The organism is Lactiplantibacillus sp. 3062 (assembly GCF_055413545.1).
In genome coordinates this window covers 16,469-33,218 of record NZ_JBVAYE010000013.1, presented here as the reverse complement: position 1 = coordinate 33,218, position 16,750 = coordinate 16,469, and the positions used below count along the sequence as shown (strand labels likewise).

Genomic DNA, 16,750 nt, shown 5'->3' with positions numbered 1-16,750 from the left:
ACCCGGAGAATGCAGACGTTTTCTGCAAATCCATCCCGATTTACACTGTTTTTTCATATGCTGACATACCCCTGTTTCGAATGTTCGAATAGTTGAAGTTCAAAACAGGCACACCCTTTGTAACCCAATCTTCTACGAGTTAAGCCGGTCACAAGGTGCCATAACATTAAAAAATCAGTACCGTTAGAACGGTCTCGTCCTAACAGCACTGATTTAATTGTTATTTTGATAGCTTTAACATAGCTAACCAACATAAAAAACAGGATGTGCAACCAAAGCAATCAGTCTTATTGTTCGGCAAGCCACTCATGCGCAGCTTTCAGCGCCGCTGGTAGTCCAGCAGGCTTCTTCCCGCCAGCTTGGGCTAAGGTTGGGCGGCCACCGCCGCCACCACCAACTTTTGGTGCAATGGCTTTGATCAAGTCACCAGCTTTGATACCTGCCTTGACCTTGTCATCACTAACAGCAACTAATAAGTTGACCTTTTCGCCAATGACCGTTCCAAGTACCAGTACGTCAGAATACTGCTTGGTCTTCCAAGTATCGGCCAATTGACGGAGTTGATCCATGCCAGAGACTTCAATTTGTTGGGCGATCAACGTCGTACCGTTCACATCGTCAACTTGATCAAAGACTGCCCCAGCCTGCTGTTTGGCTAAGCGACTTTCGAGGCTGGCCCGGTTCTGTTGTTCCGCTTTGAGATCGGCTTGTAACTGACTAACCTTGGCTGGCGTATCAGCTAACTTCGGTGCCTTGACTTGAGCAGCAACTTGCTTCAAGGTTTGTTCTTCGCCGGCAAGCAGTTCGAAAGCTTCCTTCGAAGTAACGGCTTCAATCCGCCGCGTTCCAGCGCCAATCCCTGTTTCGGAAACAATCTTAAATAGCCCCAATTCACTACTGTTCTTAACGTGGGTCCCACCATCGAATTCGATAGAATAATCACCAATTGAAACAACCCGCACAATTTTGCCATACTTTTCAGTGAAAACCGCAATTGCGCCCATCTTGTGACCAGTTTCTTGGTCAGTTTGAATAGCACTGACTGGTAACGCTGCCCAGATCTTATCATTGACGATTTGTTCAACTTTAGCTAACTCTTCGTCAGTCACTTGACCAAAGTGAGTAAAGTCAAACCGTAAATAATCAGGTTCTACAAGTGAACCAGCTTGTTTCGTATGTTCACCGAGAACGTCACGAAGCGCCTGGTCTAACAAGTGGGTGGCGGTATGATTCTTTTCGACTTTGTTGTGGAAAGCCAAGTCAACGTTCAGCGTATAAGTCGCGTCTTTTCGCATTGGTTTCAACACTTCAACGGTGTGTAAATGCTGCTTGTTGGGTGCATTTTGTACGTCAGTCACTTTAGCCACCATTTCACCGGCATCATCTAAGATCACACCACGGTCGGCAACCTGACCACCCATTTCAGCATAAAACGGTGTCTTGCTGAAAATCATCTCAGCTTGACCACTGTCGACGTGATCAACCAGGGTCTCGTCAACAATAATGTCGTTCAAAGTCCCCTGCACATTCGTTAATTCGTCATATCCCACGTATTCACTTGGCGTTTTGATGTCGATCAAGAGACTCCGTTGGACGCCCATGGACTTGGCACTGCTACGTGCATTGCGCGCGCGGTCACGTTGAGCCTTCATTTCAACTTCAAAACCAGCTTCGTCGACATCTAAATCTTCGTCGCCAGCGTATTCCTTAGTTAGTTCGAACGGGAAGCCATAAGTGTCATATAACTTAAATGCATCCTTACCAGCTAGTGTATCGTGACCAGCCTGCTTGGTTTCCGCGATCAAGTTATTTAACAGATTCAACCCATCATTCAAGGTCTCATTGAAGCGACTTTCTTCTGAAGCCACGATCTTTTCGATATACGCACTATTTTTGAGCACGTCGGGATAGTGTGAGGCCATGATTTTACCAACAATCGGTACCAATTGGTCCAAGAAAGCTTCTTTCAAACCTAATTTTTGACCATGTAGGATTGCCCGCCGAATCAACCGCCGAATGACATAGCCACGGCCTTCGTTGGAAGGTAAGGCCCCGTCACTAATAGCAAACGTAATGGCCCGAGCGTGATCAGCAATCACTTTGAAGGACACATCGTCCTGGGCGTTATCACCGTAGTGCTTACCATCACTTAATTCTTCCGTCTTATGAATAATTGGGAGGAATAGGTCAGTTTCAAAATTGGTTTTCGCATTTTGAAAGACCGAAACGACCCGCTCTAGCCCCATCCCCGTATCAATATTCTTACGTGGGAGTGGTTCATAAGTACCTTCAGGAGTGTGGTTAAATTGCGAAAAGACAATGTTCCAAACTTCCAAGTAACGTTCATTTTCGCCACCAGGATAGTTTTCCGGGTCATCATCAGCTAAATTATTGAAAGCTTCGCCACGATCATAAAAAATTTCTGAATCGGGGCCAGATGGGCCTTGACCAATGTCCCAGAAGTTATCTTCGACTTTAATGATGTGGTCTGGTTTCACGCCAGTTGCTTCCCAGAATTTCGCGGCATCCGTGTCCTTGGGATAGACAGTCATGTATAACTTGTCAGGATCCCAGCCAAACCATTTTGGTGAGGTCAAGAGTTCCCAGGCCCAACTGATTGCTTCTTTTTTGAAGTAGTCACCAACTGAGAAATTACCAAGCATTTCAAACAACGTGTGGTGCCGCGCCGTCCGCCCAACATTCTCAATATCATTCGTCCGAATACTCTTCTGTGAACTCGTCATGCGGGGATTATCCGGCACAACGGAGCCATCAAAGTACTTCTTCATCGTTGCAACACCGGAGTTGATCCATAATAACGTTGGGTCATCCACGGGAACTAGTGATGCACTAGGGACAATCGTATGACCTTTTTCATGAAAAAAGTCCAAGTACATTTGCCGAATTTCACTACTACTTAATTTTTTCATTTAATTCTGGCATCCTCTCTATCATTCTTAATTTAAGGCAAAAAAACACCGTTGCTAGCAAAGACGCTGTTAACGCGGTACCACTCTGCTTGCAACGATGTGTTCGTTTACCTCTTAAGCTCATTAACGCTGAGACACGGACTAGTTTGCTAGTCATTACTTCTAGGTAGCATCTACCCCACACCGCACTTTTTCCAGCAACCAAAGTGTTTCTTGACCGATATGTGAGATAGATATGTCCTTACTTTGCAAAGTATAGAAAACTTGCGGCGACTTGTCAATACACCACTCAGTTATTTTGCATTAATCTATCCGGATGCACGTCAATTAAGACTTACGATCCTTGCGTTCCTTGCGGGCAGCCGCTCGTTGTTCGATGCGGCGGTCCATCCGCGCCTTATCGCTGATCTTTTTACGAATGCGGCGTTTGTAACCCGGCTTGATCTTTTTCTTGGACTTTTTGACGTAACCAATCAAGGTTGGGTCCAGTTTTTCCTGTTTTGGCCCCCGTTTAGCCCGACGATTACGGTCATATGAATCCACAATCTCACCATCACGAATCGCCTTCGGTTTGAACTTGATCCCCATTGCTTCAACTGCACTGACCTTGGCTTCTTCGCCTGGGCTATATAACGTAATCGCAGTCCCCGCCATTCCATTCCGGCCGGTCCGGCCAACACGGTGAATGAAGAATTCTAAGTCATTCGGAATATCATCATTGATGACGTGTGAAACACCTTCAATATCAATCCCACGGGCAGCTAGATCAGTGGCAACAACAAATTGATACTTCAATTGTTGGACGTCGCGCATAACCCGCTTTCGTTCACGTGGTTGAATATCTCCATGGATCATTGCGACCGTTAAACCTTGTTGGCGCAAATAATGGGTCAACTCTTGAACTCGTTCCTTCGTGTTAGCAAAAATCAACACGAGATACGGTTCACCAATCGTCAGCAAGCGATAAATAATACTGTTTTTATCGTGACTCTTGGTGGAAATCAGCCAGTTATCAATCGTCGGACTAATCACAGATTCTACTGGAATTTCTTCCATAACTGGATTATTCATGTACTTGCGCAAAAATGGCGTTAATTTTTGTGGCATCGTGGCTGAGAACACCAACATTTGTAAATCAGCAGGCATTCGGCCAGCAATCTGGTCAACTACGTTCAAAAAGCCCAAGTCTAGCGTCATATCGGCTTCATCAACTACTAGCTGAGTCGCACGATGCACATCGAGTGCCTGGGAGCGCATTAAGTCCAGAATCCGTCCTGGGGTCCCAATAATCAACTGTGGTTGGTGCCGATTTAGCTTTTCAATCTGTTCCTGCTTATCAGTCCCACCGACATAGAGTCCAATGTGAATGGCTTTCGGGCTGTGTTGGATCAACTGTTTAGCAGCAGTCTGAATCTGATAAGCTAATTCACGGCTGGGCGTTGTGATAACTGCCTGCACGTAACGTTCATCAGCATTCAGTTGATTGATCATTGGCAGTAAAAACGTATGCGTCTTACCACTCCCAGTTGCTGACTGACCGATGACGCTGCGGCCAGCAGCAATCACTGGAATCAACTTTTCCTGTACCGCAGTCGGTTTGCGGAAATTGATGTCAGTCAGTGCCTGCATCAAGAACGGCTGCAATTTAAAATCTTCAAAACTTGCGGTCATATTTAAACCTCTTTCTCATAATGGCTAGCGACTTGGTCGAGTTCTCGCACTACCGTTTCAATTTCTTGTTGGTCTTTAGCCTTGGCACCGCTCGCTAATGCGTGGCCCCCACCATCATGGTTCTTGGCCACACCGTTGATTGACGGTCCCTTTGAACGTAACCGAATACGGAAGTCACCTTCCTTTTGTTGAACAAAAATCGCCCAGCACTTAACCGTATCAATACGCCCAGGTAATGGGACAACCCCAGCAGTACTAGCATCACCGATTGCAAATGAATCGAGAATCGCATTCGTTAAAATAACGTAAGCTGCACCCGAATCCAACTGTGTCAGATGTTCATAAACGTAGGCCGACAACCGTGCGACTGGTAACGTGATGGTATCTTCAATACGATTAACAGCTTCAGCATCCGCACCGGCTTCCATTAAGGCCGCTGCTGCTCGCATGGTACTAGGCTTGGTCGCAGAGTATAGAAAGCGACCGGTGTCCCCAACGATGCCGGCATACAACAACCGAGCGGCGTTAGCCGTTAGCGTTAACTCCGCCGCAAGGGGTGCGTACCAATTATAAATCATCTCACTCGTACTGGAAGCATCAACGTCGACCCACTGTGGGTCACCGAAAGCGTCATCGTTTGGGTGATGATCGATTTTAACAATTGTCTTACCTTGATTCCAAAGTTCACCATCAATTCGGGGCTGATTAGCGGTATCAAGAATTAATACTAGTGCGTCTTGATAGTCCGCTTCGGTAACCTCATCCATTTGTCCTAACCAGTCAAAACCATGGTACTGTTTTCCAGGTGTCAATACCCGCTTCGCAGGAAAGCTAGCTTTAATGATAGCTGCTAACCCTAACTGGCTTCCGATGGCGTCTGGGTCAGGTCGCTGATGACGATGAATGATGATTGTTTTTGCTTGTTTAATTAAGTCAAAAATTGCTGTTTGGACGGTCATAAATGAACCTTCTTACTCTCATAATTTACTGGTGGCGATTAAACTGTCACAGTACTCCAGTATACCGAAGAATCCGCGTCGCGCCAAATAAATTAATTATCATTTGGATAAAGTGGTAACGTTAAGTTCTCAAACGCCAGTGGTGCCAAGCCAGTTAGCGTGATCCCTAACAGGCGGATGCCAGAGTTAAAATGATCATCGACCACCTCTTCAAAAATCTCTTCGGCGTACTGCTCAAACAAGGCCGCGTCATTAGGTATGAATTCACCGAACGTTCGCCGCTTGGTAATTGTGACAAAGTCACCGTAACGCAACTTGAGAACGAGTGTTTTACCGTGGCGCTGATGCGATTGCATGCTAGCTGCTACCAACTTAGCGATGGCCTTCAAGTGCGTATTAACTTCCGTCGTCGATTGGAGAAACGGTCCAAACGTCCGCTCTTTGCCGATTGATTTCCGTTCACGTAAATACTCGACTGGCCGATCATCACTGCCGCGCACTCGCCGGTATAAAATATAGCCCAACTTGCCAAATTGTTTGATTAGGTCTAATTCAGACTGTGCGTATAAATCCTGTCCAGTCTTGATTCCTAAATCGTGCATTTTAGGTACCGTCTTTTTACCGACACCCCGAAATTTCTCGATGGGTTCACGTAACAAAAATGGTTCTGCATCCTGTGGTAATACGATCGTCACACCCGCTGGTTTTCGATAATCTGATGCTAGTTTGGCAATGAATTTGTTGTAGGAGATTCCCGTTGAACAAGTTAAATGTGTTTGATGCCAAATTTCTTGTTGTAATCGGTGCGCCAGTTCGACCGCACTATGGATGTGTTTCTTATTCGTAGTCACATCCAAGTAAGCCTCATCAAAGGCAATTGGCTCAATCATCTCTGTATACTCATGGAAAATACGATGAATCTGCGCCGAAACTTCGCGGTACAACGGAAAGTTGGGCGTCTTAAATACTGCTGTTGGGCAGAGTTCTAATGCTTTAGCAGCTGGCATCGCCGAGTGAACACCAAATTGGCGGGCAACATAGTTAGCCGTCGTCACAACGCCTCGCCCACCTGTCTGCCGAGGATCATGCGCGATCACTAACGGCTGCGTCTTGTAGGCTGGATGCTCCCGCTCTTCGATCGACGCATAAAACGCGTCCATGTCCACATGAATAATTTTCCGACTCGTATCCACCCGAATAGGCGCTTCAACAATTGACTGTGCCATCCGCCGCCCCTCCAATCCTTAGTACTTTCATTATACACGAACATACGTTCAAAAGCGCGTTTCAAGACCAAAAAATAAGCAAAAAAAATAAGCGGTCATCAGTAATGATCGACCACTTATGGTGTAAACCTATTTTGCTTCAGAATCAGCATTATCGTCGGCGGCTGAGCTTGCCGATTCAACTTCAGAAGTAGCAGCTGATTCAGCCGCTGCCCCAGATTCTGGTGCAACTGTCTTAGCTTGTGCATCTTCGGCTGGAGAAATCTTAGCAACAGCGTTCAAATCAAAAACCAAGTAGATGCCATCACAGTCTAAAGTAACTGTTTTTTCGGTTTCGTTAACTTCATCAACGACCCCGTGCAAGCGACCAATTGTCGTAACCTTGTCACCACGTTTGATTTTGCTTAACATTTGTTGATGTTGTTGTTGTTGTTTCCGTTGTGGACGGATCATGAAGAAGTATAAGAATGCGAACATGACCACGATAAACAGAATTGATGCCATTTGACCCATTTAATATCGCTCCTACTCTAATTAAAAGTTTGACTATCTTTAACTTTAACAAATTACAGTCTGAAATACCAGTAGCACTAAAAGTTTTTCGGGTTTTTATCGTTAAAACCGTACATTTCAAAGAAGTTCTGGCGAAACTCCAGTAAATTATCATCCATAATGGCTTGACGAACTTGCTTCATTAAGTGTAACAAGAAATATAAGTTATGATAACTCGTCAAACGCAAACCAAACGTCTCGTCCGCCTTAATCAAATGACGAATATAAGCACGCGTGAAATTACGACAGGTATAACAATCACAATTATCATCTAACGGGGTGAAATCGTGAGCGTAGGCCGCATTTTTGACAACTAAACGCCCATGGGACGTCATGCAAGTGCCATTACGGGCAATCCGAGTCGGTAAGACACAGTCAAACATATCGACCCCACGAATTGCACCGTCGATCAAGGCATCCGCAGAGCCAACTCCCATCAAGTAACGGGGTTTATTTTCTGGCAATAGTGGCGTCGTGAAGTCTAAAACATGATTCATCTCAGCCTTCGATTCACCCACTGATAAGCCCCCAATCGAGTAGCCTGGAAAGTCCAAGCTAACAAGATCTTTGGCACTCTGTTCACGCAAGTCTTTAAAGCCCGCACCTTGAACAATCCCAAATAAGCCTTGGTAATCAGGGTGTTGATGAACCTTCAACCCCCGCTCTGCCCAGCGACTTGTCCGGGCAACTGACTTGCTAACATAGTCGTAACTTTCAAAGAATGGTGGGCATTCATCCAAACTCATCATGATATCTGGGCCAAGATCATTTTCGATTTGAATAGCCTTTTCAGGAGATAAGAACATCTTTGAGCCATTCAGATGATTCTTAAAGTGGACCCCTTCTTCCGTAATATCACGGTTTTTAGCCAGGGAAAAGACTTGAAACCCACCTGAATCCGTCAAGATTCCCTTTTTCCAATTCATAAACTGATGTAACCCGCCAGCTTCTTTCACGATTTGCTCGCCTGGCCGTAACCACAGATGGTACGTATTCGATAAGATAACACCCGCACCCATCGCGTCTAATTCTTCGGGTGCCAGTGACTTAACACTGGCTTGCGTCCCAACGGGCATAAACATCGGTGTTGGAAAGGTCCCGTGTGGCGTAATCAATTCGCCAAGGCGGGCTCCTGTGTGTTTTTCTTTCTTAATTAATCGGTATTTAATTGCCGGTTCCATATCTGTTCCTCCGTATTAAAATGTTGCTAAACTCAAATAATGATAGCACGAAATCCAGCCGTGAACCAGTCGCGGCAATTGGCGTGGGCACCCACGTGGCTTTAGTCAGTCTGTTAACAAAGCGTTCAAACGTCAAATAGTCGCCTCAAGAATGCATTTTAACTTCTTGAAGCGACTATTGACAATCTTTATTATCTCCAGAGCTAAAACGGCAGCTTGAAATTAGCGATACGCCTCGTATAATACGGCATTTTAATATTCAACCGTCATCCGTTTCAAAATAAGCGATCTCGTTTAAAGCCAGTTATACTAGTGAATAAACATCGCATCGCCAAAACTGAAGAAGCGATACTTTTCATCAATCGCATGTTGATAAGCCTTCAAAATCATATCACGGCCCGTAAAGGCAGCCACTAACATGACCAAGGTCGACTTCGGTAAATGAAAGTTCGTGATGAACGCATCAACGACTTTCCATTGATAACCAGGTTTGATAAAGATATCCGTCCAACCCGAATCCGGCTTGATTTCACCATCAAACTTACTACCAATGGTCTCTAACGTCCGGATTGACGTTGTCCCGGTTGCAATGATGCGCCCACCATTTTGCCGTACTTCATTCAACGTCTTAGCAGCATCTTCGTCCAATCGATAAAATTCACTGTGCATCTTATGATCATCGATATTATCTTCTTCAACTGGCCGGAACGTCCCTAGTCCGACATGCAGCGTCAAGTAAACCAACTTAATACCCTTGTCTTGAACTTTTTGTAAGAGTTCCTTCGTCCAGTGTAAACCAGCTGTTGGCGCAGCTGCCGAGCCATTTTCCTTGGCATAAACAGTCTGATAACGGTCTGGATCATCGAGTTTTTCTTTAATATATGGTGGCAATGGCGTTTCACCCAGGCTCTCCAAAATTTCCATGAAGATCCCATCGTAATGGAACTCGATCATTCGAATGCCATCTTCCTTTTCGGCCGTTACGGTCGCCGTCAACTTACCATCGCCAAATGAAATCACGGTACCGACCTTGGCACGCTTGGCAGGTTTCATGAGTGTCTCCCATTCATCACCTTCCGTATTATGCAATAATAGGACTTCAGCGTGACCACCAGTTTCAGGTTTAACACCATACAAACGAGCTGGCATAACGCGGGAATTATTCATAACGACCGCATCGCCTGGATTGAGTTGATCAATAATATCGTAGAAATGCTTATCTTGCATTTCGCCCGTTTGGCGATCCAATTCCAACAACCGTGAACTATCCCGTTTTTTGATTGGTGTCTGGGCAATCAGTTCATGTGGTAAATCATAATCAAAATCTTCAAGTGTTAAACTCATGTTGTGACCTCTTATCTTTATTTATTTTCTGGGTATGGGAATCCCAAATGCTGATAACCTTTAATTGTAACAACGCGTCCACGTTGTGTTCGCTTCAAGAACCCAATCTGGAGTAAGTACGGTTCGACCACTTCCGCGATTGTATCCGTTTCTTCACCAATATTGGCCGCAATCGTAGCAAGCCCGACCGGACCCCCGTCATAATACTCTAGCATCGTTCGTAAGAGCTTATTGTCAGTCTCATCCAAGCCGGCATCATCTACGCGTAAATATGTCAGTGATCGCGCCACGATGGCCTCATCAATGGCATCTTGATCCGCCACTTCTGCAAAATCACGAATTCGCTTGAACAAGCGATTAGCAATGCGGGGCGTTCCCCGTGAGCGACGCGCAATTTCGTGGGCACCCGATGGTTTGATACTCGTTTGAAAAATATCTGCAGTCCGCTTAACGATATCTTCCAAATCAGCAACTTCATAGTACGCCATATGTTCGACGATTCCAAATCGGTCACGTAACGGAGCTGACAGCATACCAGCTCGGGTGGTCGCGCCAATCAGCGTAAACGGCGGCAGTGGAAAGTGCACGGGATGGGCGGTTGGCCCCTGTCCGACCACGATATCGACAAAAAAATCTTCCATGGCCGAATACAACATTTCTTCAACGATTTTCGGTAACCGGTGAATTTCGTCAATAAATAAGATATCACCCGGCTCCAGTTCATTCAAGAGCGCAACCAAATCACCTGGCTTTTCGATTGCAGGGCCACTGGTCGTGCGGATATTGACCTGCATCTCGTTGGCGATTACCATCGCTAGCGTGGTCTTCCCTAATCCCGGTGGACCATACAGCAAAACGTGATCCAAGGATTCCTCACGCTTGCGGGCCGCTTCAATATACACTCCTAATTCGTGCTTGACCCGGGCCTGACCAATATACTGGGCTAACGTTTGCGGACGGAGCGATTTTTCTAATGACGCCTCTTCGTCATCGGCTTTGTCACCGGATAATAACTTGTCATCGTCCATTTAGTTACCCCTCCCATCTACTTCTTCATCAATAGTCGTAGTCCTTCACTCAACAAGGTGTTCGTATCGGCCCCTTGTGTCTGACTAAACGTCTCCAACTTCTTAGTGACCTTCTTGACATCCGCTTTCGAATAGCCAAGAGCTTCCAGAGCCGCCAACGCGTCCGCTAACGCGCCATCAACAGCAGGAGCATCCACATCGAGCGCAGTTTGACCAGTAACATCAACGTTTAGATCGTTTAATTTACCTTTCAAGTCCAGCACGATTTGCTGAGCTGTCTTCTTGCCCACGCCAGGAAAACTCGTCAGATAAGTCGCATTCTCTTGATTGATGGCTTGGATCAGACCTGCATGGTCGTTGTTGGCCAAAATCGCGAGGGCCGACTTCGGACCAATTCCCGAAACCCCGAGCAACTTTTCGAACAACGCCTTCTCGTCAGCATCAAAAAAGCCAAATAGGCTCATGCCATTTTCGCTGACGGCTTGATGGATATACATCTTAACTGCTGTTGGGCCCACCTGGTAACGGTATGGATTAGCCGTTAGCACTTTATAACCAATGCCGCTGACCTCAATCACCACATAACCGGGGGTTACATCGGTCACTTGACCGAGAAAATATTCGTACACCGAAAAAACTCCTTTAAATAAAACGTATGTTTGCTTGCTAAATTGTACCACATTTTCACAGTGGCTTAACACTGGTGCACCGATAAAAACCAAATTTTAATGTTAAATCAATTTCACCTCGATTGACGGATTTCGTGGCAAGAAATGCTTGCCGCCACGTTAACGTCATGCTATGCTCAAAGTCCTAGGGAGGTCTCACTATGCAACTCAAACCGTTTAAAGCGGTGTTACCGACCACAACTGGTCAAACTAAAATTCAAACAGCTGCGACCAATTGGGACAGCCAGGATACAATGACGACAACCGAAGCCAGCTATTACTGGTACGAACTCACACTCAACGGTGTTCACCAGTGGCGCTTAATTGGCAGCTGGCCGGTGGATCAAACCGTGACGACCATGGTTCCCGGCATGATCAACACAGTCCTTTACCCACAGCAACCCGTTATCGAGATGTTGATTGACGACTGGGTCGGTCATTTTGCCCCGGTCGTCGAGGTGACGGATACCGCGCACGTCACACATCGACTCTGGCAGATTACTGAGTCTGAGGTCAATACCGACATCACAACGGCCATGGCACCCGTTACTCCGCAGAAAACGTGGTTGACAACGGTCAGCACGCCACTCGTCATGTTAGTCTCAACCAGTGAATGGCAAAAATTAGTCACTGCACCGGTCATTCCCGAACAATTAATTGCGTTAGCGACACCTCATAATTAACCAGTCGTGGCTGTTAATTGTGAATTTCGCTATGGCATACATTCGTTTGTGTTCCATCTAACGTTAAATAGGCTTCTTAGGAATCAAAGTTAATTCCTAAGAAGCCTATTTTAATACCGATTTACTCAATTAAGATTGTCTGACACGTTTGTGAAGCCCCCACCAGCAGGCAATCAGTATGCTAATCACACCACCAATAATACTCGACCATATGCCGATTTTTAGTCCTGGTGTGTGATACGTCAATCGAATCTGGTGCCGGCCGGCTGTCAACTTGGCCCCCACAAACCCTTTGTTGACAACTTGGGTCCTAACGGTTTGACCGTCAACTCGTAGCTGCCAACCAGTCGAATACGGAATTGACGTTGTTAACACGGTTGCTGTCTTAGTCAGCGTGGTTCCCGTAATCTGGTTGTTCGTCACTTGTTGATGCTTCAACCCACTCGTCTGTAGTTGCCGCGTCCGTTGACGATAAGTCTTCCCAAGCGGTACAGCGATCAGTTTAGCGGACTTAAAATGCAAACTACGAATGCTCGTAAAGTTCAGCGTAATCAGCTTACGCGCGTACTTGCTATACCCTAAGTTGATTACTGCTGATGTCCGGGGCTCATAATCTGACATATTCGTGGTACCCAACTGACTAAAGCTCGTCAAGTTATCCGTTGTCTGAGCAGTTAAAGAATACCCACTAGCGCTCAAATTGCCCTTCAGACCATCGCGAACATCATCTAGATAATCGACTTTGGTATACGGACGGGCCGTGAACACGTTGGTATTTTGACTCGTTGTCAAGGCGTGCTTGATTGAGGAACGCCGATAACTGATGCCATCTAGCACAAGATAGAGTTCCGTATTTCGATACTTCTTAGGGTGTTGAATGGTCAATTGGTACGGTATCTGGTGCCCCTGCACATCACTGACCATGCTCGTTAACTCGTCAGCATTGTTTTCCTGATTTTTCTGGACTAACTTTTGATTAGCTGCAATCAAGTTCAACACGCGGTTTGACGGTGTCGTCAGGCCAGTTGCCGGCGTCAAACTTTCTCGTTGTTCCGGCGTTAATGTGATCGTATCTGCCGGTAACTTAGTCAACGCGTTGTTCGACGCTCCCGTTGCATGTTGATTGCGGTAAATAATCACCTTGTCCAACGTATCCAAAACATTCGTCGTATCCGCTTGAACCGTATAAGCGACGTTTTTTCCGGTAACGGTTGGCTTGACAGTCTTAACACCACTAACCTGCTGCGTAGTGACCGCACCTTGTAACAAGGCTTGCTCGCGGTCAACTGCGTTCAAGCGATTAAATTGGCGTTGACTAATCTGATGCTGCTGTGTATAAACTAACGGCAACGCATTCTTGGATTTTAACAAGATCGTGCCGGTATGATTACTCATGCCATAAATAAACTTGTCCGCAAAAATCTTCGGTTCGCCAGTTTTCATCTTAACAACCTCATATCCGGCTGGTAAGGCTTGTTTCTTCAACTGGTCCTCACGTGCAAATAAATATTTAACACTTAATAAGTTATACATCGTCGTCCGACCGTCCAACGAACCGAGTGGCGAGTTCATCGCATACTCTGAGTTGCCTAAGGCCTGACTAAATGCCCCCACGTAACCATTTTGAACTGAAAAATACGATCCAACCGTGTGAGTTCCTAACACCATCGGCACATCACTCTCAGCCGAACGCATCGTATAGTAGTTGGGTGCCAAAGCCGTTCGATAAAATTGGCTAGTCGTGGTTAAACTTTTTTGCGCGCCATCAAAATAATTTTTGACCCATTTCATTGCCGCGCCCTGCCGCAACTGCTCAGTACTATTAGAATTAGTATTGATACTCAACCAGCCCAGTCCGTTATTCGCCAGGTTCAGCGTGACAATTCCCAGTAATAACACATAAAATTGCCGATTGGTCAATTTTAAGGATTGTTTGGCCAGCAGGACCCCAATTAACGCTAACAAGATGAGATATGTCGCAATATCATGTTTGCGGATATTGAGATAGAATCCATTGATCAGCCAAATAATGACAAGCAGACCGCCACTAATACCAGCCAACCATTTTAAATCAGCCGCTGTCAGAGCAGTGACTTGGTCCATAAATGCCATCGTCGCATAAGCAAACACGAGGGTTGCCATCAACAACCATCGATTAGAAGGTGTTGAAAAAACGTTGAATACGGCCGCAAATTGAGGCAACAAAATACCCAACATCATCACGACCAGTACCCAATTAAGCACCCAATAGCGTCTGAAATGACGTAGTGTATAAATAATTGCAATAAAGCTAATGCTACTCAGCCCGAGGGTCACCCAGTATTGGACACTGCCACCATTGGTCAACAGTCGATTGGGTAAATTAACGTAATAATTGATGGGATAACTCGTCAAGCCATTCGCAAAGTTAAAACTCGCACGCGTTGCCGTCAACATCGCGAGCAGCGTGGGCACTAGTAAGATGCCTGCCATCGTGACACCAAGACCAACTGCCACTAGTAACCGCCAAAATAACTGTCCAAACGACCGCATCGTTAAATGGTCACGACGACGTGACCAGAAACGCACCAAAGCATAGACTAAACCGCCCAATGCGAGTAAGTAAGCAAAATAGAAGTTACTCAAAATTACAACGGCGGTAATCAGACTGAGTGGTAACCAATGTCGGCCTCGTAAGACCCGTTCAATCGCCCAACACAGTAGCGGAAACCAAATCATTGGTAACAAGAAAAACGGGTGGTGCATCCCAACATAGAACGTATACGCGGTAAATGTATACGTCAAAGCTCCAATCAATTGACTGATACGTTTGAACTTGAACTGCCGACTGAAACCTAGAAAAGCAAGTCCAACGAAGTACAATCGCAGCAAGATCAACGCTTGGTAGGCCCATTCCAAATGAGCGCGCGAAACAAACGCCACTAAATAATTAAACGGATCACCGACCACGTAGTAGGAAAAAGTCGTCAGTTGATCGGCCCCCAAGCCGAGATTCCATGACCAACTGAATAATTGTTGTGGGTGGTGCTGTAAGATCCGCTGAAATTCCAATAAAATCGGGAAGTGTTGGGCGATGCCATCCACTTCCCAAATCAATGTCCGGCCGGCTAAGAAAAGCCCACTGTAAGTAATCGTCGCAATAACCACAAACATCGCCGTATACCAGACGACTAGTGGTATCTTCCGTACTGTCTTCAAATCAGGTGCCCCTATCTTGTAATTACGTCGACAACGCAATCCCCATATTTTGCCATCTCAAACAATGTTTCTATTTTACCATGAACAATTTCGTCTCGTGATGTTCAGTTTGAATCTTAATAAATTCGTGATTCACAGCTGTCCCATCAACAACTAACGCCAATCCCAGTTATCTAAAGTTTCAATCTTAGTAGTCGCCGGATAACTCCCAAACAACTGTACTAAAGGTTGTAAGCCACTCACAGCATTATCACGTTGTAAGTTGATCGTAGCGATTGCCGCTTGATCATGACGGTTAGGATCGAGCTCAAAAGCAGCAACTTGCTCATATAAATTCAGCGTAATCAATTTGGCGTCCCGCGCACTTGGATGCGCATTTAATTCCCACAGCGTCTTGCGCCCGGCCACGAACGCGGGCGTGGCCTCTGGTAAATCTGCCAAAAAACAATATGCCGAATAAACCTGGCGATAATAAAGTTTGGTCATATCCAAAACAATCAACTCCCAATCATGTTGAGTGGTCCAAGCACCCGATACGCGCTCACCACTCATTTTAATCAATGATAGCTAACTATTTAAACCAATTCAATCTGAAATTTTACAACTCAAATTAGTGTCACAAACGCCACTTCCCCAATCTTAAAGTTGTTTTTTAGACCGCAATACTGGCGACAATAAAAGTGTCCCTAGGTTTTTTAACCCAGGGACTACTCAACATTGCTATTTTTATTCGATAACACATTCGGTTCGTAATTATTCAGTATCAGTCATGATTAAAACGTGCCATTTCTTAAGTTCAAAAGCAACCAGCTTAAGACCGCTGGAAAAAGTTCGGACTAGCGTAGACTTGCTTGGTGTGTGCGCCTTACACCGACTTCCAGGCATTTCTGCCAATTGCCGGAACGTGGTGGGCACAGATTTGAGCCGAAAAATCACGTCTCAAATACTGGCCTTTCACTAACCAAGCACAAGACGCTTGCTAAGTGAAATTTCACCACTGAGCATTGGCCGAAACGCCTTCCAGTCGGGACAGTATTCGAATGGCAGACGGTGAGGTACCCAACTTTTGATGAATTGGTCGTTGCTTTTCATAAACGGTAATTTTGTCAATCAACTGTCAGACTAAAAATAATATTGAGATGGCTCACTAATCCTGAATCGGTATAGTAGGATTTAATCTCTTGACAGAGTGCTTAATGCACCTAGCGCTTTGTTTAAACTTCCAGCATCAAAATAGTCAGCGACTAATTGTACCAAATTAGGTGGTCGTTCATCAGCCATTCGAGCAGTTTCCCGACCGGAGGGGCTGG

General features: G+C 45.7%; 12 protein-coding genes. 1 reads left to right on the top strand and 11 read right to left on the bottom strand.

Translation table 11 applies throughout. The features are described from left to right. Positions 1 to 287: 287 nt before the first annotated feature. The 9 genes from alaS to ruvA all read right to left on the bottom strand — a co-directional run bounded on the left by alaS (position 288) and on the right by ruvA (position 11,520). Positions 288 to 2,930 (bottom strand): alanine--tRNA ligase, encoded by a 2,643-nt coding sequence (gene alaS / locus ACWQAU_RS13615; RefSeq protein ID WP_003641521.1) that lies wholly within the window; start codon positions 2,928 to 2,930, stop codon positions 288 to 290. A gap of 327 nt (positions 2,931 to 3,257) precedes the next feature. Then, positions 3,258 to 4,601 (bottom strand): DEAD/DEAH box helicase, encoded by a 1,344-nt coding sequence (locus tag ACWQAU_RS13610; protein ID WP_003645450.1) that lies wholly within the window; start codon positions 4,599 to 4,601, stop codon positions 3,258 to 3,260. A gap of 2 nt (positions 4,602 to 4,603) precedes the next feature. Continuing rightward, positions 4,604 to 5,560 carry a DHH family phosphoesterase gene (locus tag ACWQAU_RS13605; RefSeq protein WP_003641519.1) on the bottom strand — a complete coding sequence of 319 codons (957 nt, stop codon included), beginning with the start codon at positions 5,558 to 5,560 and terminating at the stop codon, positions 4,604 to 4,606. A gap of 92 nt (positions 5,561 to 5,652) precedes the next feature. After that, positions 5,653 to 6,786 (bottom strand): DNA polymerase IV, encoded by a 1,134-nt coding sequence (gene dinB, locus ACWQAU_RS13600; RefSeq protein WP_003641518.1) that lies wholly within the window; start codon positions 6,784 to 6,786, stop codon positions 5,653 to 5,655. A 129-nt stretch (positions 6,787 to 6,915) separates the two neighbouring features. Then, positions 6,916 to 7,299, bottom strand: coding sequence for a preprotein translocase subunit YajC (gene yajC / locus ACWQAU_RS13595; protein WP_003645451.1), 384 nt, complete (start codon positions 7,297 to 7,299; stop codon positions 6,916 to 6,918). 77 nt (positions 7,300 to 7,376) lie between these two features. After that, the gene (tgt, locus tag ACWQAU_RS13590) at positions 7,377 to 8,519 is read right to left on the bottom strand and encodes a tRNA guanosine(34) transglycosylase Tgt (RefSeq protein WP_003641516.1); all 1,143 of its coding nucleotides are present in this window, start codon (positions 8,517 to 8,519) and stop codon (positions 7,377 to 7,379) included. A gap of 309 nt (positions 8,520 to 8,828) precedes the next feature. Further along, entirely contained in the window at positions 8,829 to 9,863 is a 1,035-nt protein-coding gene (gene queA / locus ACWQAU_RS13585; RefSeq protein WP_003641515.1) for a tRNA preQ1(34) S-adenosylmethionine ribosyltransferase-isomerase QueA, read from the bottom strand. Positions 9,864 to 9,880: 17 nt separating this feature from the next. After that, entirely contained in the window at positions 9,881 to 10,891 is a 1,011-nt protein-coding gene (ruvB, locus tag ACWQAU_RS13580) for a Holliday junction branch migration DNA helicase RuvB (protein WP_003641514.1), read from the bottom strand. Between the two features lie 17 nt (positions 10,892 to 10,908). Next, positions 10,909 to 11,520 carry a Holliday junction branch migration protein RuvA gene (gene ruvA, locus ACWQAU_RS13575; protein WP_003644635.1) on the bottom strand — a complete coding sequence of 204 codons (612 nt, stop codon included), beginning with the start codon at positions 11,518 to 11,520 and terminating at the stop codon, positions 10,909 to 10,911. Between the two features lie 200 nt (positions 11,521 to 11,720). On the opposite strand from ruvA, the gene ACWQAU_RS13570 reads away from it, so the two are divergent. Continuing rightward, complete coding sequence (locus ACWQAU_RS13570; RefSeq protein WP_027821958.1) at positions 11,721 to 12,242, top strand: hypothetical protein; 522 nt, start codon at positions 11,721 to 11,723, stop codon at positions 12,240 to 12,242. A 129-nt stretch (positions 12,243 to 12,371) separates the two neighbouring features. Here ACWQAU_RS13570 and ACWQAU_RS13565 read toward each other — a convergent pair whose 3' ends face one another. Further along, positions 12,372 to 15,440, bottom strand: coding sequence for a YfhO family protein (locus ACWQAU_RS13565; protein ID WP_027821957.1), 3,069 nt, complete (start codon positions 15,438 to 15,440; stop codon positions 12,372 to 12,374). A gap of 153 nt (positions 15,441 to 15,593) precedes the next feature. Next, on the bottom strand, positions 15,594 to 15,992 hold the full coding sequence (locus tag ACWQAU_RS13560; protein WP_003641510.1) for a hypothetical protein: 399 nt from the start codon (positions 15,990 to 15,992) through the stop codon (positions 15,594 to 15,596). Between the last annotated feature and the right edge of the window lie 758 nt (positions 15,993 to 16,750).